Raw genomic sequence first — 21,326 nt, forward strand, 5'->3', positions numbered from 1 at the left:
ACAAGATAAATATATTGCCTGTGAGATTTGTCGGAATCAAGTTTTAACAGGCGAAGAATTTGAAATAGACGGCTATGTTTTCTGCTCGCAAGATTGCATGGATAAGGCAAGTGATTATTTATGAGTGACACGTACATCAAGTTAAAAAGCGGTCAGTTTGTGACTGTGGACGAGTTTAATGATGATACTGAAACATATATCAGACTTTGGCTAGATAGCGCACCACAAGACGAAATAATGACTTTAATTAGTGCATGGTTGGAGTGTGTAGAACCTACAACCGAAAGAATCATGACTTTAATCGGTGCAACTTATGTGACAGAGGACGAGCGGCGAGAAGCGCATTATAGCAATATATCAGACGACAATTACGGAATGTAAAGGAGATAAGAATGGCAAACGAAATTAAGGAAATCACACAAGAAAACGTATCTAGCTTAGATAATATATGGAGCAACGCTGAAGCATTTCAACTAGCTCAAAGAATGGCAATGTCACTATCATCATCTACTATTGTACCGACTGATTACAGAGGAGAAAAAGGAATAGGTAATTGCATGATTGCCCTTGAAATGGCTAGTAGGTTGAAAACAAGCCCAATGATGGTTATGCAAAATTTGTACGTTGTAAATGGTCGTCCTTCGTGGTCTAGTCAATACATTATTGCAATGATCAATAATTCAAAAAAATATAAAACAGAAATTCAATATGAAGTTGAAGGAGAAGGAGACTCGCTATCTTGTACGGCATTTGTTGAAGATTATTCAGGAAGAATTGTTAAAGGTCCTAAAATTTCGATGGATATGGCAAATAAAGAGGGCTGGGTTTCTAAAAATATGTCAAAATGGAAAACCATGCCAGAAATCATGATTAGATATAGAGCCGCTTCATTTTTCGGGCGTTTAAATTGTCCTGAAATGGTTATGGGTATCTATTCTACTGATGAAGCTAGGGAAATGAAAGATGCCGAATTCGTGGTTGTAGATGATTCTGAAAACACATCTTGGACTGAATCAGAGAAAGAAACCTATATTGAACAGAAAAAAGCTGAATTACTCGAGCAGCAGCATGAAGCTCAACAAAACAAAATAACAAAAGAAGTTGAAAAAGTGGCAGTAAATCATGATTCAGAAACAGGCGAAATAATCGAAAAACAACCAGAATTGGAGTTTTAAACTATGAATGAAATTAAAGTGAATTTTAAGCCGTCAATTATTCAAATCGAAGAGCGTGATCAAGTTGAAAAAAATATTAATGAATTAGTAAAAAAATATAAAGGTTATGAAGTTACTGCTGACACATTGACAGGAGATAGGAAAATACGTGCCAGCTTAAACAAGGTGTTAAAAGGTATTGATGACAAACGGAAAGAAATCAAGAATGAGTTTAATCAGCCTTTAGAAGAATTTCAAGAATGGGTAAAAAAAGCAAGTGCGCCTTTAAATGATGTAGTGGCAAATATCAGCAAAGGGATTAAGGAACTTGAAGAACATGAAAAAGAGCTGCGTTATTCAGCTATTAAAGCCGAATTTGAGCGATTGGCTACTGAAGCCGAACTTGATCCTAGAATTTTTGAAATTAAGCAAGAATGGCTTAAAGCTGGAAATTTCTTGAAAGATTATAAATTAAAAAAAGAATTACTCGATGTGCTTATTTTTGAAGTAGATAAAGAAAAGCAGCGTGTCGAAGAATTTAAGAAAGCTTCTATCGCAATTTCAAGCATGGCTTTTGACAATAATTTATCTGACAGCCCTTACTTATCAATGTTGAAAAATGGGCAAGAGTTGACTGAGATTATCACAATTATTAACAGTGATATCCAACGTGAAAAAATTAAACAAGAAGCAGAAGATGAATGCAAGCGCATTGAGCAAGAACAAGCTGAACTTGCTAAACAAAATGCTTTTGAAATTGTTGATGAAACAGCAGAAAAAACTAATTTAGAAACAGCTATTCCTCCGTCTCCTAGAAAAAAATCAATGCGAATTGTGCTTGAAATCATTATTGACAGAAACAATCCATTACCACCATTTAGGCCTTTTCTTGATTCAAATGGCTATAACTATAAAATTTTAAAACACGAGGAGCTTGATGATGATAAATAACGTTGTATTAGTAGGTCGATTAACCAAAGACCCAGAGTTGAAATATACAGGTAGTGGGATAGCTACTGCGAGTTTTACACTTGCTGTCAATCGTCAATTTAAAAATCAAGCTGGCGAGCGTGAAGCTGATTTTATTCGTTGCATTATCTGGCGTCAAGCTGCTGAAAACTTTGCTAATTGGGCGAAAAAAGGTGCATTAATTGGTGTGACTGGTCGTATTCAAACAGGAAGCTATGAAAATAATCAAGGTCAGCGTGTCTACACGACAGACGTGGTTGTCGATAATTTCCAAATGTTAGAATCACGCAGTCAATCTGAAAGCCAGCAAGCACAGCAAAACAATTCATATCAGCAGTCGCAAGCACAGTCACAAAACAATAACTTTGGAACTGCTCCAATTGAGATTTCAGATGATGATTTGCCATTTTAAAATAACAAATGAGAGAAAGGAGGGGTTAGGTGGCAGACGTATCATGGATAAAACTTAGTACAGGACTACCTGATAATAAAAAAATTAAGCGAATTAGAAAATTGCCTGACGGGGATAAAATAATTTTATTTTGGGTATTTCTATTAGCTAGAGCTGGTGAAAGCAATCAAAGTGGCGGTTTATTCTTGACTGAAACATTACCTTATTCCGAAGAGGATTTAGCTGCTGATTTTGATTTTTCTATTGAACTCACTAATTTTGCCTTATTAACTCTTGAAAAGTACGGAATGATCACTAGATATGATGAAGTTCTATTTATTAAGAATTGGGAAGAACATCAATCAGTAGATAGTATGGAGAAATTAAAGGAACAAAACAGGCTAAGACAAGCTAAGTATAGGGAAAAACAAAAGAAATTATCAATTAGTAACGTTACGGATAACGTTACGCGTAACGGTGAAGTAACGGTGAGTAACGCAATAGATATAGATAAAGAATTAGATAAAGAAATAGATATAGATAAAGATATAGATATAAATAAATCATCTATTTCATCTTCATCTAACAATTTAGGAATTTATGAAAAAATCGAAATGACATGCGGTAAAACTTTTAATGCTATTGCTCAACAAAATTTACATGAGTTAATCAATGACTACGGTCTTGAAATGGTTAGTGAAACTCTTGATGAAAAAATTGCCGATAGCACTTTTAATAATAAAAGTTTTCCAAATGGTGTCATTAGCTATATAAGAACTGTTTTATCTAGTAAGACCAATACTGATATTCAAGGTGGCATCGATTGGAAAAGTTATGAGCGGTTTAATCCAAACGGTGAAGCCATTATTGGTGGCATTCCATTGTGGGCTAGAAAAGATGAATTTAAAGCAGCGATCAAAAAGAATCAGATACCACATGATGACATCAAACAAATATGTGAGCGATTCGGGTATGACTTTGACGAGGTGACAGCATGATTACTAACCGTGAAGTAAATCAAGTTAAGGATTATCTGAATATTACATCAACACTTGAACCAATGGAACGAGCTAGTCGGTTAGTTGAAGATAGTCCAGATAATAAGTTATTAGATAAATATATTGAACGCAGAATTGAGAAGTTAAACGAGGTGACAGATGTATAACTTCACCTTTGAATTATCCAATACGAAAAAGTGTAAACAGATGATTTCAAGTAATGATCGTTTGCACTATCAGAAAAAAGCAAAGTTAACATCATTTTTAAGGCGTCTAGGAGCGATTGAAACTAAGTTTAAGGTAAATACACCTTTTAGCGAGAAAAACCGCTGTACGTGCAAAATAACGATATTCAGTCCAACGAAAAGACGATATGACCCACCTAATTTTATCCGACTGTCAAAGCACTAATTGATGGCATGACAGATAGCAAAGTGTGGACTGATGATAATTACAAGGTGATTCAGTTAATCAGTTTTGAACATGGCGGGTTAAGTGGCAGCGATAAATACAGAATTGAATTTGAAATCAAGGAGACTGAGGAATGACTAAATACGTAAACGCAGGCAAGCTAATTAAGGATTTAGAGACTAGGAAAAATGTTTTAAGGTTAACCGAAATCTTTTCAGTTAACCAAACTGATGACAAAGTTTTTAACAAAGCATTGGATAAGGCGATTGAAGTAGTTAATTTGCACGCTGAAAAAGAAGTAAATCTTGATTCTGAAATCCAAGAACTGAAAGAAAGAATTGTTTTGTTAGAGGCTATTTATGAAATAGACCAAGCAACGATTAAAAAACTATTTAAGACAAATAAATTACTTAAACAGAATATTAATCAACATTAATAAACTTCTCCAGCCCTCATCGGTGGCGGAAAACACCAAAAACGGATGCGGAAACATCCGATTGCGAGTGAAAAATCTGTTGTACAAGATATATTACTTAACACTCGCAGAAAATAATAAAATTTATTAACAACTCCGTGTGGTGTCCTAGCATACTAGTGGCTAGGCGCTAGCGGTGAGGGTTGGAGGGAAGATGTGTAAAAAAAGAGATACAGAAGTATCTCAAGATTTAGATTTTTGCTTTTCTATCATTAGCCAAACTAGAAAGCTTATTCCTATTACTAATAGCGACCTGCTTTTTAAAGCAATGCTAGCAATGATAAATAGTAAACCACCGATTAACAGCATTCTTGTATTAATTTTCACATTAATCACTCCTTGAAGTGATTATATCAAATATCAATTTTTATTAATAACAAAAACCGAAAGAGGTGTAAAAAAAGAGATACCTAAGTATCTCAAGGTTATTTCTTTTTAAAATAAAAGAAAGCGGCAAATAGGAACACTATTGAGGGTACTAAAAATAATTTAATATTACTCAAACCGAATACTAAAAAGGCACAACCTAAACAAAAATAAGCCCAATTTATTTCTTTATTTTTTACAATTTTCACATTAATCACTCCTTGAAGTGATTATATCAAATATCAATTTTAATTAATAACAAAAACTGAAAGAGGTGCCGAATGAGTGAGTTAGAAACAGCAATTGATGAAATAGAACGTGTGTTAATTGGCAATAAATCGCGTGATGTAGAAGAGGTTTATTTAAATAATGCAATTAGATTTATTAAGGAACATCTTGCAAATCCAATACTCAACCCTAATCAACAGGTCGTGTTGGAGTGTGTGAAAAGATATTATTTAGATGATTCTGATTTTTTGAATACTATTTCCAACTACAATACTATGGATATTAACGGTGTTGTTTGGAAAGAAGAAGAAATTGCATTCAGAAAATTAAATGAAGTAGAACATGCCCAAGTCATACAAGCATTCAGCGCTTGGGTAATCGAACAGGAGGGCGAATGAAAACTGATTTAACAAAAGAAGCAGAGAGATTGGTTTGGAATAATACTCAAAAGATGGGTGTATTTGGGTGTTTTGAAGTGACTATCGGCTGGTTTGGGAATGAAATAGTTGATTTTATAACGTATGACACGGATAGCGTGATTAGGTGCTATGAGATTAAAACCTCTAAATCAGATTTTCTATCTAAAGCTAACAAAACTTTCATTGGTCACTTTAATTATTTTGTAATGCCTGATGAATTATATAGACAGTTAATTGCGGAGAATAACACAGTTTTATTGTTTCAAATAAATAGCTATGGAACAGGCGTTTATACCTTTGGTGAAAAAGGGTGGCAGAATGTTAAAAAAGCTAAAAGACGACGAGTAAATTACACAACAATTGCAACTGTTTTAGAATCGATGCTTAGGTCAACTAACAGAGAAGTTAAAAAGTATTACAAAATTAAACCGTATTGGGAGATAGAACAGGAGGGCGAATGATGAAGTTATTTATTTGGCATGGTGATGATTTCTTGGAAGATTGGTCAAGCGGTCAAATTACCTGTATTGCTAAAGATTTAAAAAGTGCATTGAGTGTGATTGATGAAGAAATGGGATATCAAAGTGATTCATTTCCGAGAGACAGACCAACAAAAGTAATAGATTTAAAGGATGAAAAAATTTGGCAAGAAGCATGGGTAACATGGGGGTGGTGGTTAGATGAAAGAATTAGCAGCACAGGAGGTGCGAGATGATACCGAAGTTTAGATGTTACAGCGAAGATGATAAAGTCATGATTTACAACGTTAATCCTGTAGTAGATGCTGACGGAGACATTGAGGGTATTATATTTAATTATGAAATATGTGGTTACGAGTTTATAGAAATTGAATTAGAGAAATATGTATCAGTGTGGGGTTATGATGAAAACAAATTTCCGTTTAAACTCATGCAGTCCACAGGGCTTAAGGATAAGAATGGTGTGGAAATATTTGAGGGGGATATCGTTGAGGGTAACCAATACTTGACAAGTACCGATACTGTTCCAGGTAAAGTAAAAGGTGTTGCTAAGTATTCTGAGACAAAAACTATGTTTTATTTAGATGACGGTAGCAATCGTCATGATGCTTTTATTAATTCGTTAGGTTCTAGTATTTATCAGTTTGAAGTCATCGGAAACGTTCACGAGAACCCAGAGTTGCTGGAGGTGGGTGAATGAGCACGATTATTATTGCTATAGTAACGTCATTAGTCACATCAATCTTAGTAAACAAGCTGCTATCAAATTACTGGGTTAAGTATATGGAAAAGTTTTTTGATGAAGAAACAAAACGAGCAAAGGATTTTCTGAATGATGTAGCTGATATGGTTAAGAATAAGGACGGTAGGTGAGTGATAGATTGAAAGACAGCGGGTTAACAAGGCATCAGATTGAAATAATTAGTGAGACTGTTTTAAGAGAACACCAAAAATTGAAAAAGATTGAATCAAAAGAACAGAAAGATTGGCGGCTACGTAATACCAATTTGTTATTAAAAAATTATCGCTTACTCAGTAAGCATTGTGAAGAAATTACAGAAAAAGAAGAAAACGGTAGTTTTAATCCAATTTACATGGATTTAGAAACTTTAATGAAGTATAAGACTAAAACCAAAGTTATGATTAAATACTTTGATTCTGTATTTACAGGCTATAAAGAATTTTGTAATAATAATGGTTTTATCGCTAGCAGAAGATACAGTATTTTGGATAGCATGTATGTTTCTGAATACAAGAAATCAGCAGATGAATTGGCAGATTTTTATAATATTCATAGAACTGTAGTTTTTAGAGACGTCAAAAAAGCGACTTATGAACTGTCTATTATGCTATTTGGTGTTGATTCAATCCAAGATTTGTTTGATATAATTTAATGCTACAAATTTGCTACCAAAAGGCTACTATTACGGTGTTATTATGATATTGTGGTTATTTTGGATAGCCAAGGTTTGCTCCTTTGTCGTAGTGGTTTAATTAGTAGAACAACAGACTTTTAATCTGTGGGTGTAAGATGCAAGCTCTTGCCTACGACTTTGCCTAGTACTCTAATTACCTCGAGTGGTTAGGTGTCGCATCCATTTGCAGTAGCGAGTGGTGTGTAAAAGAAAACGGTATGACGATATCAAGGTAATCAGTTCACAGGTTTTGATTATCTTTGATGCGTAGCTCAGTTGGTGAAGCGTATGAGAACGATACTCATGCATATTCAAGTTCAAATCTTGGCGCATCATTTGTGTTTGCGGTAATCACTGAAACCGTATGTCTTACATATTGGCGTATATGTATAACCTTAAATTAGTGCTAGATATTCTCTAGTGCTTTTTTTATTTAAACAGACCTACCCCTTACCGTCAGCGGTTGGGGTTTTATTATGTACTGGAGGTGACACCATGACCCTACGTGCTGACCGTCAAGGACCACACCGGGTAGCATTCGATAAGAATAGAAAGATACTACTTAAGACACAGAATGTTTGTGGTATATGTGGTAAGCCTATTGATAAGAGTTTAAAAGCTCCCGACCCATTAAGCGCAGTAGTTGATCATATTGTTCCAATTAATAAAGGTGGTCATCCATCTTCAATGGATAACTTGCAACTTGCACATTGGACTTGTAACAGACAGAAGTCTGACAAACTATTTAACAATAAGAAAGAAGAAGTGCCAAAAGTTATAGGAAATAGAAATCTTCCACAAAGCGCTGACTGGGCTTCATACACGTTTTAATTTAAAAACGATTAATTATACTAATTAGATTTTAAAATGCATTAGAGAAAAGAATAGGGGGGCATACCCACCCCCTCGGTGGTTGCTTCGTGCTTCACGCAGTCACTGCACATATTTTCTCGTGTGACATCGAAAGGAGTAAAAAAACAATGGCTGATAGAGGGTTGGAGTACCTTAGAAACAAGCTGACAGCTCGTAAATCAAGGGTTGAATTAAGATATAAGCAGTATTCGATGAAGCATGTTGATGCTTCAAAAGGAATTACTATTCCAAAACAATTGAGTGATCAATACAAAGCAGTTTTGGGTTGGTGTACTAAAGGTGTCGATTCATTAGCAGATAGATTAGTCTTTCGTGAATTTAACAATGATGATTTTGAAGTGAACGAAATTTTCCAAGACAATAATCCTGATGTTTTCTTTGATAACGTTGTTCTATCTGCATTAATTGCATCATGCGCATTTGTTTATGTGTCAAAAGATGAAGATTTAGTTCGCTTACAGGTTATCGAAGCAAATAACGCAACAGGAATTATTGACCCAATCACAGGTTTACTTACTGAAGGATATGCTGTTTTGAAACGTGATGATAATGGAAAACCGATAGTTGAAGCTTATTTCAGAGCAGGTCAAACAGACATCATATATGCTGATAAGAAAATAAATGATGAAATACATACTAATGATTTGCCATATGCAACATTAGTTCCAGTGATTCATAGACCAGATGCTGTCAGACCTTTTGGACGTTCAAGAATAACTAGAGCTGGCATGTATTATCAAAAGTACGCTAAACGAACATTAGAAAGAGCAGATGTAACAGCGGAATTCTATTCTTTCCCACAAAAATATGTAACTGGATTAAGCGATGATTCAGAAACATTGGACGGTTGGAAAGCTACTGTTTCTAGTATGTTGCAATTTACAAAAGATGAAGATGGAGAAAAACCAACACTAGGTCAATTCACTACTTCGAGTATGTCTCCTTTTACCGAACAATTAAAAACTGCTGCTGCTGGTTTTGCTGGCGAAACTGGTTTGACATTAGATGATTTAGGCTTCGCTTCTGACAATCCATCTAGTGTTGAAGCAATTAAAGCTAGTCACGAAAATTTAAGACTTGCTGGGCGTAAAGCTCAACGGAGTTTAGGCTCTGGATTATTAAACGTTGCATATATTGCGGCTTGCTTGCGTGATGATGTACCATATTTAAGATATCAATTTAATAAAACTATTCCGAAATGGGAGCCGTTATTCGAAGCAGATGCCAGTGCATTATCATTAATTGGCGATGGCGCAATTAAATTAAATCAAGCAATTCCTAATTATGTAAATGGCGAAGTCCTCAGAGATTTAACAGGTATTAAAGGAGCTGATTAAATGGATAACGACATTGTACCAGCGCTTTTAGAACAAATTCAAAAAGAATTCGAGGAACAGACACTCAACAGCAAAAAGTTGAAGTCTGTTTTTTCTTTGCTTAAAAATAAAAAAGCGACTTATCTTGACGTAAATGATTTTGCGATTGAAGTTGGCGAAATATTAGCTGATGTTCTTGGTAGAAATATAACTGTTGATGTGTTACCAGATGGCAAGATGTATTTTAATATTGCCGAACGAATTTTGAATCCAACAATGCAGAATAATTTTAATTTGATATCTGATTTTGCGGTTGATGTTCAAAGTCAATTAAATCAAGAAGCAAATTTAAAGCTGAAAGGTCAAAAAGCAGAATTAAATCAAGATAAAATAGACGGTATTATCAATCGTGTTTCTAATGAGTCGGATTTTGAAACAATTAAATGGATTTTAGATGACCCAATTATTAATTTTAGCCAAAGTGTTGTTGATGATTCAATTAAAGCAAATGCTGATTTTCATTATAATGCTGGTTTAAAACCTAACATTATTCGTAGATTAGGTGGCGATGCTTGCGGTTGGTGCAAAAATTTAGCTGGTACCTATCCATATCACAGTGAACCTAAAGAAGTTTATCAGCGACATGAACGATGTCGATGCACAGTAGATTATCGACCAAGTGATGCAAGACGTCAAAATGTTTGGACGAAGGCATGGAGAGACCCACTTAAAGCTGAAAAAATTGCTAATCGTAAAACTTTGAATCTAAAAAATAAGGAGTGATTATTATGCAAAAAGCTGATTTTACTGCAATTAATGAAGCAAGCGATAGAATGGTTCAAGCATTCTCAGAGTTTGTAAAAAAGGTTTCAGAAGCTATTGTAAAAATAGTTAGAAAGGTAGTTTGCAAAATTTATGAGTTTATCAGTAATTCAGATAGTTACAAGGTTTCAAAGGCTCTGATTTTATATATGTATTACGGTAATAAGAAATATCTTGATTTTGTTTTTAGAATCGTTAACAGAAATATTTTTGATGAGGAGTGATCCATATGCTATTCAATGTGACTTATTGGCAACCGAACGATAATGAAAATGACGGTTTCTTTAAAACGGTTAAATGTGCATTATCTGACTTATCTTATAAGCAACTTTTTATTGAAAAACCACCTGATTTTATTGAATTAATCGTTAATGAGGGTGAATTATTAATAATCGCTCGTGCTAATCTCTATCAGTTAGAGCAAATTAAGGAGGTTATCCCTGTATCTCGTTAGCTGTCGATAAGGCAAATAAAATTTAGGAGGAATAGATATGAAATTATTCAATTATTTTGGCTCTATAAGTAAAGCTGCTACAAATTTTATGGATAAAACTTTACATACATTAGGGATTCCGCTTACTAAATTAATAACGTTGTGTTTAAAACTTAATATTTTTAAGTCGTAGCAATACGGCTTTTTATTTTGCCCTGAGCATGGCTTAAAAAGGTTTATATGATTGAAAGGGGATATTTATGACTACTAAAGCAAGATTTGGTAATCAACATCCTACTCAATCGGTAATCCTACCATATGACAAAAGTCTATATCAAGAAGCTGTTGAAATATATCAAAAATCAAAACACGAATGCTACGATTGGCAGTTAAATTTACTAAAACCACTAATGGCAACAGATGATGATGGTTTATGGGTTCATCAAAAATTCGGATATTCATTACCACGAAGAAACGGTAAGACAGAAATTGTTTATATCTTAGAATTATGGGCATTAGAGCAAGGATTAAGTACATTGCATACAGCTCATAGAATTAGTACCTCTCATTCATCGTTTGAAAAAGTAAAAAAATATCTTGAAGATTCAGGATATAAAGATGGCGAAGATTTCAACTCAATCAAAGCTAAAGGTCAAGAACGAATTGAATTATATGCTACTGGTGGTGTCATTCAATTTAGAACACGTACATCTAGCGGTGGTCTTGGTGAAGGATTTGACTTTCTTGTAATTGATGAAGCGCAAGAATACACCACAGAACAAGAATCAGCGTTGAAGTATACCGTTACCGATAGTGATAATCCATTAACAATTATGTGTGGAACACCACCAACACCAGTATCAAGCGGAACGGTATTCACAAGTTATCGTGATAAAGTCCTATTTGGTCAATCTAAATATTCTGGTTGGGCTGAATGGTCTGTTGATGAAGTTAAAGATATTCATGATACTGAAGCTTGGTATAATTCTAATCCATCAATGGGCTACCATCTTAATGAGCGCAAAATAGAAGCTGAATTAGGAGAGGATAAACTTGATCATAATGTTCAGCGATTGGGTTACTGGCCAAAATACAATCAGAAATCAGCAATTTCCGAAAAAGATTGGCAGAATCTTAAAGTTAATACTTTACCAGTTTTGAAAGGTGGTTTAAGTATTGGCATTAAGTATGGTAACGACGGCGCTAATGTTTCAATGAGTATTGCTGTTAAAACTTTATCTGGAAAAATATTTATTGAATCCATTGACTGTCAGTCAGTAAGAAATGGCAATCAATGGATTATTAATTTTCTTAAAAAAGCTAAAGTTGAACACGTAGTAATTGATGGTGCAAGTGGTCAGAGCATTCTTGCTGAAGAAATGAAAGATTTCAAAATTAAACCTGCGCCAATTTTACCAACAGTTAAAGAAATTATTAACGCCAACGCATCGTGGGAACAAGGCATTTATCAAAAAAGCGTTTGTCACAATGACCAACCTTCTTTAACTACAGTAGTTACTAACTGTGATAAAAGGAATATTGGTTCTAGTGGTGGTTTTGGGTATAAGTCACAGTTTGATGATATGGACATTAGTTTAATGGATAGTGCGCTTTTAGCGCATTGGGCTTGTAATAACAATAAGCCTAAGAAAAAACAAAAAATACGGTATTAGACGACTATTTCGATGGTCGTTTTTTTAATACACAAAATTACCGATACCACCGGGTAAGTGGGAGAAAGGAAGTTTATTATGTCAGAATTTACACCTATTACAACGCAAGAGGAATTTGATAAAGCAGTTCAAGCGAGAGTTCAGCGAGAACAAAACACTTTGTCAAAGAAATATGCTGACTATGAACAGCTAAAAACGCAAAATGCGGAGTTAGAAAAACAAGTTGGTACTCTAACAACATCACTCGAAGAAACAAAAAACAGCACTTCAACATATGAAACGACTATTAGCGAATTGAATTCAAAAGTTGTTGGCTATGAAACAGCAAACTTACGTACACGTATCGCTTTACAAAACGGTTTACCTTTTGATTTAGCTGAAAGATTGGTCGGAGACGATGAAGAAAGTATCAAGGCAGATGCGGAGCGATTGGCTTCGTTTGTAACTAAACCTAAGGCAGCACCTTTGAAAGATACTGAACAACCTTTGGACAAAAAAGAGAATTCAGGATGGCTGCAAATGGCAAGAGACTTATCAGAAAAAGGAGAATAAAAAATGGTAGCACAAAAAGCAGGAACACTTTTCAACCCAGAATTAGTAACGGAAATTATGACAAAAGTACAAGGATATTCAGTATTAGCTAAACTTTCATCACAAACAGCTATTCCGTTCAATGGAACAGAACAATTTATTTTTAATCTTGATGGTAATGCGCAAATTGTAGGAGAAGGCGAACAAAAAAAGGCTGGAGCATCTTCTTTGACTTCAAAAGTCATTAAACCTTTAAAATTTGTTTACCAAGCACGTATCACTGATGAATTTAAGTATGCTTCTGAAGAAAAACAATTAAATTATTTAAAAGCATATGCTGATGGATTTGCTAAAAAAATTGCTGTAGCTTTTGATATCGCAGCTATTCATGGTTTAGAGCCTAAATCGATGACCGATGCAACTTTCCGTAATACAAATTCATTTGATGGAGTTGTAACAGGGAATGTCGTAACTTTTGATGCAAATATTATTGACGACAACATTGATACCGCAGTTCAAATGATTGCTGCCGATGGATATGATACAACAGCTATCGCTCTGTCGCCATTAGCAGGTCAATCATTAGCTAAATTAAAGGTTAATGGAGTAGTACAATACCCAGAATTTAGATTTGGACAAAATCCTGATTCATTCTATGGAATGCAGTCTGATGTGAATAAAAATCTAGTTGTATCTGGTGGAACTGCTAAAACTGATCACGTAATTGTTGGAGATTTCCAAAATATGTTCAAATGGGGATACGCTGAAAATATTCCAATGGAAATTATTGAGTTTGGTGATCCAGATGGTGCTGGTCGTGATTTGAAAGCTTACAACGAAATTTGCCTTCGTACTGAAGCGTTTATTGGTTGGGGGATTCTTGACAGTGAAGCTTTTGCTCGCATCGAAGAAAGTGGGGAATAATAAAAATGACAAAGTATATCAATAAGAAAACAAATTCTGTTATTGAAACTAATAGTGTTTTATCTGGTAATTGGGTTGAAGCTTCTAAATTTCAACCCGAAGTACCATCGACAGATGAAAAAACAGAACAAGCCGAAGTGCCAGTGGTAGATGAAAAAACAGGTGATGAAGCTTACGATTCAACAACGGTCGCTCAAATTAAGCAAGAATTAGATGCGCTTGGCATTGAGTATAGCCCCAAAGCTAATAAAAAAGAGTTATATGATTTAATGCAAGGGAAGTGATTCCATGGGTAGTTTTGCAACTATTGATGATTTAACCACCTTATGGCGATCGCTGAAAACCGACGAAATTGCTAGAGCAACAAAGTTACTATTAATAGTTTCTGATTCCTTGCGTATGGAAGCTGATAAAGTCGGTAAAAATTTAGATGAAATGATTGCTGAAAAGGCAGATTACTTTGCAAATGTTGTTAAATCTGTAGTAGTCGATGTTGTTGCACGAACGTTAATGACGTCAACTACACAAGAGCCAATGACACAAGCAACCGAGAGCGCTTTAGGATATTCATGGTCTGGTTCATATTTAGTACCGGGTGGTGGATTGTTCATCAAAAATTCAGAATTAAGTCGTCTGGGATTACGTAGACAAAGGATGGGAGTGATTGAACCTTATGGCGAATTTAAAAGGGATAACAGTCACCCTCATTAACAAGATTGAAACAAGTAAAGACCCTTTAGGGCAGCCAATCTATGAAGATTTTCTTATAGAAGTTGATAATGTCTTAGTCGCCCCTACATCATCTGATGATGTGGTAAATCAACTTAGTTTAACAGGCAAAAAAGCAGTTTACACACTAGCTATTCCAAAAGGTAATACTGATGATTGGGAAGATAAGGAAGTGCTATTTTTTAACCAAAGATGGCGTACTTTTGGCATTCCCACTGAGGGCATTGAGGAATTAATCCCATTAGATTGGAATAAGAAAGTAATGGTGGAACGTTATGGCTAAAAATAAGTTTAAGCTTAATTATTCTGGTGTAGGCCAACTTTTAAAATCAGCCGAAATGCAAAGCGTTTTGAATGAAAAAGCGACAGCAATTAAAAATCGTTGTGGTGATGGCTACGAGCAAGATGTTTACGTTGGTAAAACTCGTGCTAATGCAATGGTTAGCGCAACTAGCTATAAAGCAAAAAAGGAAAACATGAAAAATAATACATTGTTAAAGGCGGTGCGATAATTGATAGAGATAGTAATTAAAGAATTTCTAGACGGTCAGTTATCTGTGCCGTCTTTTTTTGAACGTCCAAGTAATCCGCCTACTCGCTTTGTTTTGATTGAAAAAACAAGTGGTATCAAAAGGAATCAAGTAAAATCATCTACTTTTGCATTTCAAAGCTATGCCGAATCGATGTATGAAGCAATAAAGATAAATGAAGAAATTAAAGGATTGATTGAAAATCTTATAGAGGTTGACGAGGTAAGTGGTGTTCATTTGAACAGTGATTATAACTTTACAGACACAGAAACAAAACAATATAGATATCAAGCTGTATTTGATATCAACCATTATTAATTAGGAGGTAAAAAATGCAAGATTCAAAGAATGTTTCAACAGCAAAACCTAAAGTTGGTGGCGCAATTTATTCTGCACCATTAGGAACCACGTTGCCAACAAACGCAACTACAACATTACCTGCTGCATTTCAAAGTTTAGGATACATTTCAGAAGATGGATTGACAAATTCTAATTCACCATCAAGCGATAATATCAAAGCTTGGGGTGGTGATACGGTTGCATCAGTTCAAACTGAAAAAGAGGATACATTTAGTTCAACACTTATCGAAGCAACAAATGTCGATGTTTTAAAAGAGGTTTATGGTGGTGACAACGTTTCAGGTGATTTAGAAACAGGGATCACAATTAAAGCAAATTCTAAAGAATTAGAAGAACATGTAATCGTAGTCGATATGATTTTAAAAGCAGGTATTCTGAAGCGTGTTGTTTTACCAAGTGCTAAAGTTTCTGAAATCGGCGATATTACCTACGGTGATTCTGATGCTATTGGATATGAAACAACATGGACTGCGGTACCAGACACAGAAGGCAATACTCATTATGAATATATTCAAAAACCAACAACGCCCTAAGCCACCCCAACTTGAAATTCAGATAAATGATTACAATGTATCTAACGATCAACAAATATCTGGATTTTATACAGGGGGAGTTTTAGAACAAGCGAAATTAATCGTCAATAGCGCAGTATTGTCTACTGGTGGTGATTTCGACAATGGCAATTTCACATATTGGGTCGGTGTTAATGTATTGACTACAAGTGATACAGTGCAGCTTGAATTCTATTCGGGTGGCAGTTTAGTCACAACAAAAGAAGTGAATATTACTGAGGACTAAAAATAGTCCTGTTTTTTAGGAGGAACTTAAATGTCTCAATTAAAAGGAATTACAAAAACTGGTTTCCAATTTGAAGTGTCGAAAGATAGGCTGGAAAACTACGAATTAGTAGAAGCGCTTGCCGAATTAGACGAAAACACATTAGCTTTGCCTAAAGTGGTTAATTTGCTTTTAGGTACGGAGCAAGCAATAAAACTTAAAGACCATATTCGGTCAAAAGATGGCATTGTTTCTGGTGAAAAAATGTCTAATGAAATCAAAGATATATTTGAGAAGCAAAAACAAACAAAAAACTAATGATCCTTGCTGGAATGATTAAATTAGACGAGGAAGCATTGATTTGCGACCTTGCTGAAACATATCAAATATATGAATACAAGCAGTTACCTTTATCTAAGGTGGCTGTTTTTTCTTGTGGATTACGTGACGATTCAAGAATCAAAATGAAAATAAATGAACAAAATATCACGTTGGATAATTTCTTACTAGCTGATTTAAGGGATAAATTAAGTCTTATTTTATGGTCTAAAACAAAGGATGCTGAGAAAGATATTAATAGACCGCCTTCTATCTTAAAAATGCTTTTAGGCAAAGAAAACAAAGAAAATAAAGAACTTGTATTCAATTCTGGTGAGGAGTTCGAAAAAGAACGACAAAGATTGCTATATGGAGGTGATGCATAGTGGCAACGGAATTAGGTCAAGCTTACGTGCAAATAGTTCCTTCGGCAAAAGGGATTAGTGGAGCTATAAAAAGCCAATTAGACCCAGAAGCTAGTTCAGCTGGTCAAAGCGCTGGTAATAATATTGGTAGCAAATTAGTTTCTGTTGTTAAAACAGTCGTTGCAACAGCGGCGATTGGCAAAGCATTTGCTGCCTCAATTTCAGAGGGTGCAGATTTACAACAATCAATCGGTGGTATTGAAACTCTATTTAAAGGCAGCGCTGACAAAGTCAAACAGTACGCTAACGAAGCTTATAAAACATCGGGATTGTCAGCTAATGCTTACATGGAGAACGTGACAAGCTTTTCTGCTAGTCTTTTACAATCTATGGGTGGAGACACTGAAAAAGCAGCAGACACGGCTAATATGGCTATGATTGATATGTCTGATAATGCCAACAAAATGGGCACGAACATGCAAGATATTCAAAATGCTTATCAGGGTTTTGCAAAACAGAACTACACCATGCTCGATAACCTTAATACCATGGGGGCACTCGTCGTATAAATGAAGGACGATGTGCGAACTCTCTCTGATTGACTTGGAACTCCTGAAGAGGACGACAGGGCGGAAGTTTAAATACACCGTGAACGACTGAGCGAGAGGGCTTCTACAAATAATAAAAGTAGAAGAAGCGACAGTCTGAACTGCAACTATAACTATAAAAAAGAAATTGCAGATTAACAATAATGCAAATTAGGGTATGGCGGTACCAAAGAAGAAATGCAAAGACTACTATCTGATGCCGAGAAACTGACAGGCGTTAAGTATGATATCAGTAATTTAGGTGATGTTTATAATGCAATCCATGCAGTCCAAGAACAATTAGATATCACTGGTACAACAGCGAAAGAATCAGCAGAAACATTTAGCGGGTCTCTTGCTTCAATGAAAGCGGCTTTTTCTAACGTCCTTGGTAAATTGGCTCTAGGTGAGGATATTAAGCCAGAGTTAAACGCTTTAGCGGAGACTACATCAACTTTTTTCTTTAAAAACTTTATTCCTATGATAGGTAACATCATCAAAGGGTTACCAAGTGCTCTAGGCTCATTTGCTATGGCAGCAGGTAAAGAAATATCAGAACAATTCGGTATGAATATTAATTTTGATTCAGTTTCTAAATATATTGCTGGTACATTTGAACCATTGGGTTGGATTATAGACGATATTAAATCAGCATTTAAATCAGTGTCTGGAATGGTTGGAGAATTTTTTAAAGCTTTATCTGGCGGTGAAAAAAGCAATTCAGCAAATTTTTTCAAAGATTTATCTTATGAGGTCTGGAATTTAATTGCCTATTTTTCTGAAGGTACAAGAAAAGTTGCTGAATTTTTGGCCGAATTTGCTAAAAGTGACACATTCAAAGGGATATTAGATTCTGCTAAACAGTTCGGTAGTTTTGTTTCTGAAAACTTAGTACCAATGATTGCTCAAGGTTTTGATGCAATTAAGACTTATACAAGTATTCTTACTGAATTTTGGGTGGGTGTATTTTCTGGTGATAATGGTATTGGAACATCGATTTTCAATGCATTCTCATCAATTATGAGTGTTGCTGTTCCTATTTTAGTTGATGCTTTTGAATTCATAAAAGGGTTGCTGGCACAATTAAAATTATTCTGGGATGAAAACGGCGCATCTATCGTTGAAGCTGTCAAAATTGCGTTTCAGTATATCTCAACTCAAATACAAGAAGTGATGAATTTCTTACAACCTTTTATCCAGGTAGCATGGGAAACTATCAAGGTTATCATCCAAACAGCTTTAGGGATTATACAAGGTATTATTCAAGTAGTGACAGGTTTAATCAGAGGTGATTGGTCACAAGTATGGGAAGGTATCAAGCAAATTATTTCCAGTGTTTGGGATGGCATAATTGGTCTAGTAAACGTGGCAATTAATTTTGTTAAGAACATTATTAATGCAGTTTGGGAGTCAATTAAAACAATTACAGTTTCAACTTGGAATGCGATTCAAGCCGCAATATCTGCACCAATTGAATCTGCAAAAACCACTGTTAACAACGCAATTAATAGCATTGTTGGCTTTTTTGATTCTTTGAAAAATATTGATTTATTCAGTGCTGGTCAAGCAATAATTGATGGCTTTTTAAATGGTTTGAAATCTGCATATGAAGGTGTAAAAGACTTTGTAGGCGGCATTGCAGACTGGATTAAAGACCACAAAGGGCCCATTGAATACGACAGAAAACTTTTGATTCCTGCTGGTAATGCAATCATGGACGGTTTAGACAATAGTTTAAAAGATAGTTTTAAATCAGTTCAAAAAAATGTGTCAGGAATGGCTGGACAATTAGCTAATAGTTTTACTTTTAAAAATGATTTAATTAGTAGCGAGTTAGAAAAATTCAAAAGTAATAGTGTTCAAATGAATCTTTCTAATGAAAAAATTGTTTCTAGTAAAATCGATAGTTCAGATTTAAAAAAATCTGATAATTATGATTTAATTTCAGCAATTGAAAAATTAGCTAATAGACCAATATATACTTCTGTAAAAGTGAATGATAAAAAAATAGCTGAAGCAACAGCAACATCAATGCAAGAGCAAATCAATTACAATCAAATGCAAAATAATAGAAGGTGGGGAATTTTAGACGTATGAAATTACCAGTAAATTTTAATGACTATGATTTAAGTCAGATTATTGGTGTCGGCGAAGACTTTACACTATTTGTTGGCTCTGATTGGCAAAATACAATGAAAGATAGGGAATCTTCGGATGGCTCTATCTTTTTATATTCAAAACGTGGAATTAAAACAATTGAAATGCCTTTTTATATAAAAGGTGATGTAAAAAATAAATATGATCAGTTGCAATCTGTTTTAGCTGTCTCTCAACCTTCTAAATTAATATTTGGAAATTTAGACGATAGATTTTTTATGGCTAAACCAGATAACGACCTTGACTTTAAAGAATACCCAAATTCAGACGTTGGAACTGGCACAATTACCTGGATAGTTCCGAGCGGTGTCGCTGAATCAATTGAACCTGTTACTGTGCCAGCAACGATTGTTAATGGCGTATTAACTGCTAAGGTTGACAATGATTCATCTGCTGAAGTATTTCCAATTTACAGAATTAAAAATAGAGCAGAGAACGGCTATATTGGAATTGCTCATGCTGGTGGCGCTTTTGAAATGGGCAATAAAGAGGAAGCTGATGGATATGATTATCAAGATTCTGAAACACTACTTGATACTATAGATTTTTCAGAGTTCACAGCGTATACAGGTGTTAATCCAGAGAATGCAGCTAAGTTGAATAACGGCACGTTAGGCGTTGAAACACAAGACGGTAAGCAGATTTTAAAATTAACTGATGCTGGTACTGGTGAAGCTTGGCATGGCGGTTCTGTGGTTTGGAATGTACCAGCAGATCATAATGATGAAATTGGTGCTGACAAGTTTAATGCACAAATTAAATCTTTTTTTGCTGCCAATAATTATGGTCAAACAGGACAACAACAGCTTATATATACAACAGATACAGGTCAATTCATCATGAGTTTAAGCATTTCAAAAGACGATATTGTCGGGAATGATGCTAGAGTAGTATTCCATTATGTTGAAGAATTAGGCGGTCAAATCAAAGAGTTATCACGTCAGAGCTTTGGTGCTGGATTAATAACTGGCACTGATAATCCTTTTTCATTAAACAAGGGCTCGATTGGTATAAGAAAAGAAGGACAACTATTAAGATTTTGGACTTTCAAAGGTCAAAGCGAAGTTAATGTACCAGCTTTAGCAAGTGCAAAAGTCGGTAAGGTATTCATCAATATTTATGAATATGGCACACGTTCAAATGCTCAAAACATCAAATGGAATGGTGTTTCATCGATAAATTTTTTTAAGAATTTCGTTGATTTTTGGCGAAATGTTCCTAATCGATACAAAGACACTCAAGAAATAGATGTCGATTGTGAAAGTGCCAACATCTATATTAATCAGCTATCTGAGAACGAAGAAATGATTGACGGTTCGAGCTTTCCGCCTCTACCAATTGGTAAAACGACTATTGAATTTTATCTCTCATCATGGGCAGATATTAACGATTTTGATATAACGGTTGAGTGGCGAAAGAGGTGGAGTTAATTGTTAGTAACAATACACGACAAAACAATGAAAAAAATCGGTTTTGCATCTAATATTAACCCTAAAGCCGTTCAAATCAAAGAATGCAAAGCTTTATATAATCTTCCCACTGGCGCTCATGAGTTATCGATAAGTTTCATAAATAATGGTTCTTTACTATACCAGCAGATAACAGATGATAAGTTTATTTCTTACC

Annotated in this window: 36 protein-coding genes, 2 tRNA genes and 1 pseudogene; 38 read left to right on the forward strand and 1 reads right to left on the reverse strand. The window is 34.9% G+C overall.

The window, feature by feature from the left end; translation table 11 throughout:
- The first annotated feature begins 25 nt into the window (after positions 1-25).
- From HOY35_RS13705 to HOY35_RS12745, 9 genes are all read left to right on the forward strand, one after another.
- Positions 26-124, forward strand: a complete 99-nt coding sequence (locus HOY35_RS13705; RefSeq protein WP_367649915.1) for a hypothetical protein — start codon at positions 26-28, stop codon at positions 122-124.
- Complete coding sequence (locus HOY35_RS12710; RefSeq protein WP_172214382.1) at positions 121-381, forward strand: hypothetical protein; 261 nt, start codon at positions 121-123, stop codon at positions 379-381. Before HOY35_RS13705 ends, HOY35_RS12710 begins: the two co-directional genes overlap by 4 nt.
- A gap of 11 nt (positions 382-392) precedes the next feature.
- A complete protein-coding gene (locus tag HOY35_RS12715; protein ID WP_172214384.1) occupies positions 393-1,175 on the forward strand; it encodes a hypothetical protein in 783 nt (260 codons plus the stop codon).
- 3 nt (positions 1,176-1,178) lie between these two features.
- A complete protein-coding gene (locus HOY35_RS12720) occupies positions 1,179-2,105 on the forward strand; it encodes a DUF1351 domain-containing protein (protein ID WP_172214386.1) in 927 nt (308 codons plus the stop codon).
- Positions 2,095-2,535, forward strand: a complete 441-nt coding sequence (gene ssb, locus HOY35_RS12725; RefSeq protein ID WP_172214388.1) for a single-stranded DNA-binding protein — start codon at positions 2,095-2,097, stop codon at positions 2,533-2,535. The genes HOY35_RS12720 and ssb overlap by 11 nt, the downstream gene beginning before the upstream one ends.
- 29 nt (positions 2,536-2,564) lie before the next feature.
- Complete coding sequence (locus tag HOY35_RS12730; protein WP_172214390.1) at positions 2,565-3,512, forward strand: phage replisome organizer N-terminal domain-containing protein; 948 nt, start codon at positions 2,565-2,567, stop codon at positions 3,510-3,512.
- Positions 3,509-3,679 carry a hypothetical protein gene (locus HOY35_RS12735; RefSeq protein ID WP_172214392.1) on the forward strand — a complete coding sequence of 57 codons (171 nt, stop codon included), beginning with the start codon at positions 3,509-3,511 and terminating at the stop codon, positions 3,677-3,679. Before HOY35_RS12730 ends, HOY35_RS12735 begins: the two co-directional genes overlap by 4 nt.
- Positions 3,680-4,056: 377 nt before the next feature.
- Positions 4,057-4,359, forward strand: coding sequence for a hypothetical protein (locus HOY35_RS12740; RefSeq protein WP_172214394.1), 303 nt, complete (start codon positions 4,057-4,059; stop codon positions 4,357-4,359).
- Positions 4,360-4,552: 193 nt separating this feature from the next.
- Positions 4,553-4,741 carry a hypothetical protein gene (locus tag HOY35_RS12745; protein ID WP_172214396.1) on the forward strand — a complete coding sequence of 63 codons (189 nt, stop codon included), beginning with the start codon at positions 4,553-4,555 and terminating at the stop codon, positions 4,739-4,741.
- 82 nt (positions 4,742-4,823) lie between these two features.
- On the opposite strand, the gene HOY35_RS12750 is transcribed toward HOY35_RS12745, so the two are convergent.
- A complete protein-coding gene (locus HOY35_RS12750; protein ID WP_172214398.1) occupies positions 4,824-4,973 on the reverse strand; it encodes a hypothetical protein in 150 nt (49 codons plus the stop codon).
- Between the two features lie 72 nt (positions 4,974-5,045).
- Here HOY35_RS12750 and HOY35_RS12755 point away from each other — a divergent pair, with 72 nt between their 5' ends.
- From HOY35_RS12755 to HOY35_RS12895, 29 genes and pseudogenes are all read left to right on the forward strand, one after another.
- A complete protein-coding gene (locus HOY35_RS12755) occupies positions 5,046-5,390 on the forward strand; it encodes a hypothetical protein (protein WP_216656388.1) in 345 nt (114 codons plus the stop codon).
- Positions 5,387-5,872, forward strand: coding sequence for a hypothetical protein (locus tag HOY35_RS12760; protein WP_172214400.1), 486 nt, complete (start codon positions 5,387-5,389; stop codon positions 5,870-5,872). The genes HOY35_RS12755 and HOY35_RS12760 overlap by 4 nt, the downstream gene beginning before the upstream one ends.
- Positions 5,869-6,126, forward strand: coding sequence for a hypothetical protein (locus tag HOY35_RS12765; RefSeq protein WP_172214402.1), 258 nt, complete (start codon positions 5,869-5,871; stop codon positions 6,124-6,126). Before HOY35_RS12760 ends, HOY35_RS12765 begins: the two co-directional genes overlap by 4 nt.
- Positions 6,123-6,590 (forward strand): YopX family protein, encoded by a 468-nt coding sequence (locus tag HOY35_RS12770; RefSeq protein ID WP_172214404.1) that lies wholly within the window; start codon positions 6,123-6,125, stop codon positions 6,588-6,590. The genes HOY35_RS12765 and HOY35_RS12770 overlap by 4 nt, the downstream gene beginning before the upstream one ends.
- On the forward strand, positions 6,587-6,763 hold the full coding sequence (locus tag HOY35_RS12775) for a hypothetical protein (protein WP_172214406.1): 177 nt from the start codon (positions 6,587-6,589) through the stop codon (positions 6,761-6,763). The genes HOY35_RS12770 and HOY35_RS12775 overlap by 4 nt, the downstream gene beginning before the upstream one ends.
- Complete coding sequence (locus HOY35_RS12780) at positions 6,760-7,284, forward strand: hypothetical protein (protein WP_349627514.1); 525 nt, start codon at positions 6,760-6,762, stop codon at positions 7,282-7,284. The genes HOY35_RS12775 and HOY35_RS12780 overlap by 4 nt, the downstream gene beginning before the upstream one ends.
- An 85-nt stretch (positions 7,285-7,369) precedes the next feature.
- Positions 7,370-7,443: transfer RNA gene (locus HOY35_RS12785), tRNA-Lys, on the forward strand.
- 123 nt (positions 7,444-7,566) lie between these two features.
- Positions 7,567-7,641: transfer RNA gene (locus tag HOY35_RS12790), tRNA-OTHER, on the forward strand.
- A gap of 159 nt (positions 7,642-7,800) precedes the next feature.
- Entirely contained in the window at positions 7,801-8,136 is a 336-nt protein-coding gene (locus tag HOY35_RS12795) for an HNH endonuclease (protein WP_172214408.1), read from the forward strand.
- Between the two features lie 149 nt (positions 8,137-8,285).
- Positions 8,286-9,515 carry a phage portal protein gene (locus tag HOY35_RS12800; RefSeq protein ID WP_172214410.1) on the forward strand — a complete coding sequence of 410 codons (1,230 nt, stop codon included), beginning with the start codon at positions 8,286-8,288 and terminating at the stop codon, positions 9,513-9,515.
- A complete protein-coding gene (locus HOY35_RS12805) occupies positions 9,516-10,277 on the forward strand; it encodes a hypothetical protein (RefSeq protein WP_172214412.1) in 762 nt (253 codons plus the stop codon).
- Between the two features lie 5 nt (positions 10,278-10,282).
- Positions 10,283-10,540, forward strand: a complete 258-nt coding sequence (locus HOY35_RS12810) for a hypothetical protein (RefSeq protein ID WP_172214414.1) — start codon at positions 10,283-10,285, stop codon at positions 10,538-10,540.
- Between the two features lie 5 nt (positions 10,541-10,545).
- Positions 10,546-10,770, forward strand: coding sequence for a hypothetical protein (locus tag HOY35_RS12815; protein ID WP_172214416.1), 225 nt, complete (start codon positions 10,546-10,548; stop codon positions 10,768-10,770).
- 239 nt (positions 10,771-11,009) lie between these two features.
- Positions 11,010-12,422, forward strand: a complete 1,413-nt coding sequence (locus HOY35_RS12820; protein WP_172214418.1) for a DEAD/DEAH box helicase family protein — start codon at positions 11,010-11,012, stop codon at positions 12,420-12,422.
- A 78-nt stretch (positions 12,423-12,500) separates the two neighbouring features.
- Complete coding sequence (locus HOY35_RS12825) at positions 12,501-12,974, forward strand: DUF4355 domain-containing protein (protein WP_172214420.1); 474 nt, start codon at positions 12,501-12,503, stop codon at positions 12,972-12,974.
- Between the two features lie 3 nt (positions 12,975-12,977).
- Positions 12,978-13,877 (forward strand): phage major capsid protein, encoded by a 900-nt coding sequence (locus tag HOY35_RS12830; protein WP_172214422.1) that lies wholly within the window; start codon positions 12,978-12,980, stop codon positions 13,875-13,877.
- A 5-nt stretch (positions 13,878-13,882) separates the two neighbouring features.
- Entirely contained in the window at positions 13,883-14,161 is a 279-nt protein-coding gene (locus HOY35_RS12835; protein WP_172214424.1) for a hypothetical protein, read from the forward strand.
- A 4-nt stretch (positions 14,162-14,165) separates the two neighbouring features.
- Positions 14,166-14,588 (forward strand): phage Gp19/Gp15/Gp42 family protein, encoded by a 423-nt coding sequence (locus tag HOY35_RS12840; RefSeq protein WP_172214426.1) that lies wholly within the window; start codon positions 14,166-14,168, stop codon positions 14,586-14,588.
- On the forward strand, positions 14,551-14,889 hold the full coding sequence (locus tag HOY35_RS12845) for a hypothetical protein (protein ID WP_172214428.1): 339 nt from the start codon (positions 14,551-14,553) through the stop codon (positions 14,887-14,889). Before HOY35_RS12840 ends, HOY35_RS12845 begins: the two co-directional genes overlap by 38 nt.
- A complete protein-coding gene (locus HOY35_RS12850; RefSeq protein ID WP_172214430.1) occupies positions 14,882-15,118 on the forward strand; it encodes a hypothetical protein in 237 nt (78 codons plus the stop codon). The genes HOY35_RS12845 and HOY35_RS12850 overlap by 8 nt, the downstream gene beginning before the upstream one ends.
- Positions 15,119-15,454, forward strand: coding sequence for a hypothetical protein (locus HOY35_RS12855; protein WP_172214432.1), 336 nt, complete (start codon positions 15,119-15,121; stop codon positions 15,452-15,454).
- Between the two features lie 14 nt (positions 15,455-15,468).
- Positions 15,469-16,029: a phage tail protein gene (locus HOY35_RS12860; RefSeq protein WP_172214434.1), complete on the forward strand. Its 561-nt coding sequence runs from the start codon at positions 15,469-15,471 to the stop codon at positions 16,027-16,029.
- Positions 15,998-16,294 (forward strand): immunoglobulin-like domain-containing protein, encoded by a 297-nt coding sequence (locus HOY35_RS12865; RefSeq protein ID WP_172214436.1) that lies wholly within the window; start codon positions 15,998-16,000, stop codon positions 16,292-16,294. Before HOY35_RS12860 ends, HOY35_RS12865 begins: the two co-directional genes overlap by 32 nt.
- A gap of 30 nt (positions 16,295-16,324) precedes the next feature.
- Complete coding sequence (locus HOY35_RS12870) at positions 16,325-16,591, forward strand: hypothetical protein (RefSeq protein ID WP_172214438.1); 267 nt, start codon at positions 16,325-16,327, stop codon at positions 16,589-16,591.
- 14 nt (positions 16,592-16,605) lie between these two features.
- Positions 16,606-16,977 carry a DUF5361 domain-containing protein gene (locus HOY35_RS12875; RefSeq protein ID WP_172214440.1) on the forward strand — a complete coding sequence of 124 codons (372 nt, stop codon included), beginning with the start codon at positions 16,606-16,608 and terminating at the stop codon, positions 16,975-16,977.
- A pseudogene (locus HOY35_RS12880) lies at positions 16,977-17,498 on the forward strand (hypothetical protein); the annotation flags it as partial. The gene HOY35_RS12875 and the pseudogene HOY35_RS12880, both read left to right, overlap by 1 nt.
- A 243-nt stretch (positions 17,499-17,741) precedes the next feature.
- Positions 17,742-19,640, forward strand: a complete 1,899-nt coding sequence (locus HOY35_RS13555; protein WP_249641559.1) for a hypothetical protein — start codon at positions 17,742-17,744, stop codon at positions 19,638-19,640.
- Positions 19,637-21,130 carry a distal tail protein Dit gene (locus tag HOY35_RS12890; protein WP_172214442.1) on the forward strand — a complete coding sequence of 498 codons (1,494 nt, stop codon included), beginning with the start codon at positions 19,637-19,639 and terminating at the stop codon, positions 21,128-21,130. Before HOY35_RS13555 ends, HOY35_RS12890 begins: the two co-directional genes overlap by 4 nt.
- A partial coding sequence (locus tag HOY35_RS12895; protein WP_172214444.1) for a hypothetical protein occupies positions 21,131-21,326 on the forward strand: 196 nt, incomplete at its 3' end.

Source organism: Enterococcus sp. MMGLQ5-1 (genome assembly GCF_013155265.1).
Taxonomy (GTDB): Bacteria; Bacillota; Bacilli; order Lactobacillales; family Streptococcaceae; genus MMGLQ5-1.

Bases quoted from the DNA above. Each gene is read 5' to 3' on its own strand.
- HOY35_RS12710 (WP_172214382.1), top strand. From the start codon at position 121: ATGAGTGACACGTACATCAAGTTAAAAAGCGGTCAGTTTGTGACTGTG.
- HOY35_RS12715 (WP_172214384.1), top strand. From the start codon at position 393: ATGGCAAACGAAATTAAGGAAATCACACAAGAAAACGTATCTAGCTTA.
- HOY35_RS12720 (WP_172214386.1), top strand. From the start codon at position 1,179: ATGAATGAAATTAAAGTGAATTTTAAGCCGTCAATTATTCAAATCGAA.
- ssb (WP_172214388.1), top strand. From the start codon at position 2,095: ATGATAAATAACGTTGTATTAGTAGGTCGATTAACCAAAGACCCAGAG.
- HOY35_RS12735 (WP_172214392.1), top strand. From the start codon at position 3,509: ATGATTACTAACCGTGAAGTAAATCAAGTTAAGGATTATCTGAATATT.
- HOY35_RS12740 (WP_172214394.1), top strand. From the start codon at position 4,057: ATGACTAAATACGTAAACGCAGGCAAGCTAATTAAGGATTTAGAGACT.
- HOY35_RS12745 (WP_172214396.1), top strand. From the start codon at position 4,553: ATGTGTAAAAAAAGAGATACAGAAGTATCTCAAGATTTAGATTTTTGC.
- HOY35_RS12755 (WP_216656388.1), top strand. From the start codon at position 5,046: ATGAGTGAGTTAGAAACAGCAATTGATGAAATAGAACGTGTGTTAATT.
- HOY35_RS12760 (WP_172214400.1), top strand. From the start codon at position 5,387: ATGAAAACTGATTTAACAAAAGAAGCAGAGAGATTGGTTTGGAATAAT.
- HOY35_RS12765 (WP_172214402.1), top strand. From the start codon at position 5,869: ATGATGAAGTTATTTATTTGGCATGGTGATGATTTCTTGGAAGATTGG.
- HOY35_RS12770 (WP_172214404.1), top strand. From the start codon at position 6,123: ATGATACCGAAGTTTAGATGTTACAGCGAAGATGATAAAGTCATGATT.
- HOY35_RS12775 (WP_172214406.1), top strand. From the start codon at position 6,587: ATGAGCACGATTATTATTGCTATAGTAACGTCATTAGTCACATCAATC.
- HOY35_RS12795 (WP_172214408.1), top strand. From the start codon at position 7,801: ATGACCCTACGTGCTGACCGTCAAGGACCACACCGGGTAGCATTCGAT.
- HOY35_RS12800 (WP_172214410.1), top strand. From the start codon at position 8,286: ATGGCTGATAGAGGGTTGGAGTACCTTAGAAACAAGCTGACAGCTCGT.
- HOY35_RS12805 (WP_172214412.1), top strand. From the start codon at position 9,516: ATGGATAACGACATTGTACCAGCGCTTTTAGAACAAATTCAAAAAGAA.
- HOY35_RS12810 (WP_172214414.1), top strand. From the start codon at position 10,283: ATGCAAAAAGCTGATTTTACTGCAATTAATGAAGCAAGCGATAGAATG.
- HOY35_RS12815 (WP_172214416.1), top strand. From the start codon at position 10,546: ATGCTATTCAATGTGACTTATTGGCAACCGAACGATAATGAAAATGAC.
- HOY35_RS12820 (WP_172214418.1), top strand. From the start codon at position 11,010: ATGACTACTAAAGCAAGATTTGGTAATCAACATCCTACTCAATCGGTA.
- HOY35_RS12825 (WP_172214420.1), top strand. From the start codon at position 12,501: ATGTCAGAATTTACACCTATTACAACGCAAGAGGAATTTGATAAAGCA.
- HOY35_RS12830 (WP_172214422.1), top strand. From the start codon at position 12,978: ATGGTAGCACAAAAAGCAGGAACACTTTTCAACCCAGAATTAGTAACG.
- HOY35_RS12835 (WP_172214424.1), top strand. From the start codon at position 13,883: ATGACAAAGTATATCAATAAGAAAACAAATTCTGTTATTGAAACTAAT.
- HOY35_RS12840 (WP_172214426.1), top strand. From the start codon at position 14,166: ATGGGTAGTTTTGCAACTATTGATGATTTAACCACCTTATGGCGATCG.
- HOY35_RS12845 (WP_172214428.1), top strand. From the start codon at position 14,551: ATGGCGAATTTAAAAGGGATAACAGTCACCCTCATTAACAAGATTGAA.
- HOY35_RS12850 (WP_172214430.1), top strand. From the start codon at position 14,882: ATGGCTAAAAATAAGTTTAAGCTTAATTATTCTGGTGTAGGCCAACTT.
- HOY35_RS12860 (WP_172214434.1), top strand. From the start codon at position 15,469: ATGCAAGATTCAAAGAATGTTTCAACAGCAAAACCTAAAGTTGGTGGC.
- HOY35_RS12865 (WP_172214436.1), top strand. From the start codon at position 15,998: ATGAATATATTCAAAAACCAACAACGCCCTAAGCCACCCCAACTTGAA.
- HOY35_RS12870 (WP_172214438.1), top strand. From the start codon at position 16,325: ATGTCTCAATTAAAAGGAATTACAAAAACTGGTTTCCAATTTGAAGTG.
- HOY35_RS12875 (WP_172214440.1), top strand. From the start codon at position 16,606: ATGATTAAATTAGACGAGGAAGCATTGATTTGCGACCTTGCTGAAACA.
- HOY35_RS13555 (WP_249641559.1), top strand. From the start codon at position 17,742: ATGCAAAGACTACTATCTGATGCCGAGAAACTGACAGGCGTTAAGTAT.
- HOY35_RS12890 (WP_172214442.1), top strand. From the start codon at position 19,637: ATGAAATTACCAGTAAATTTTAATGACTATGATTTAAGTCAGATTATT.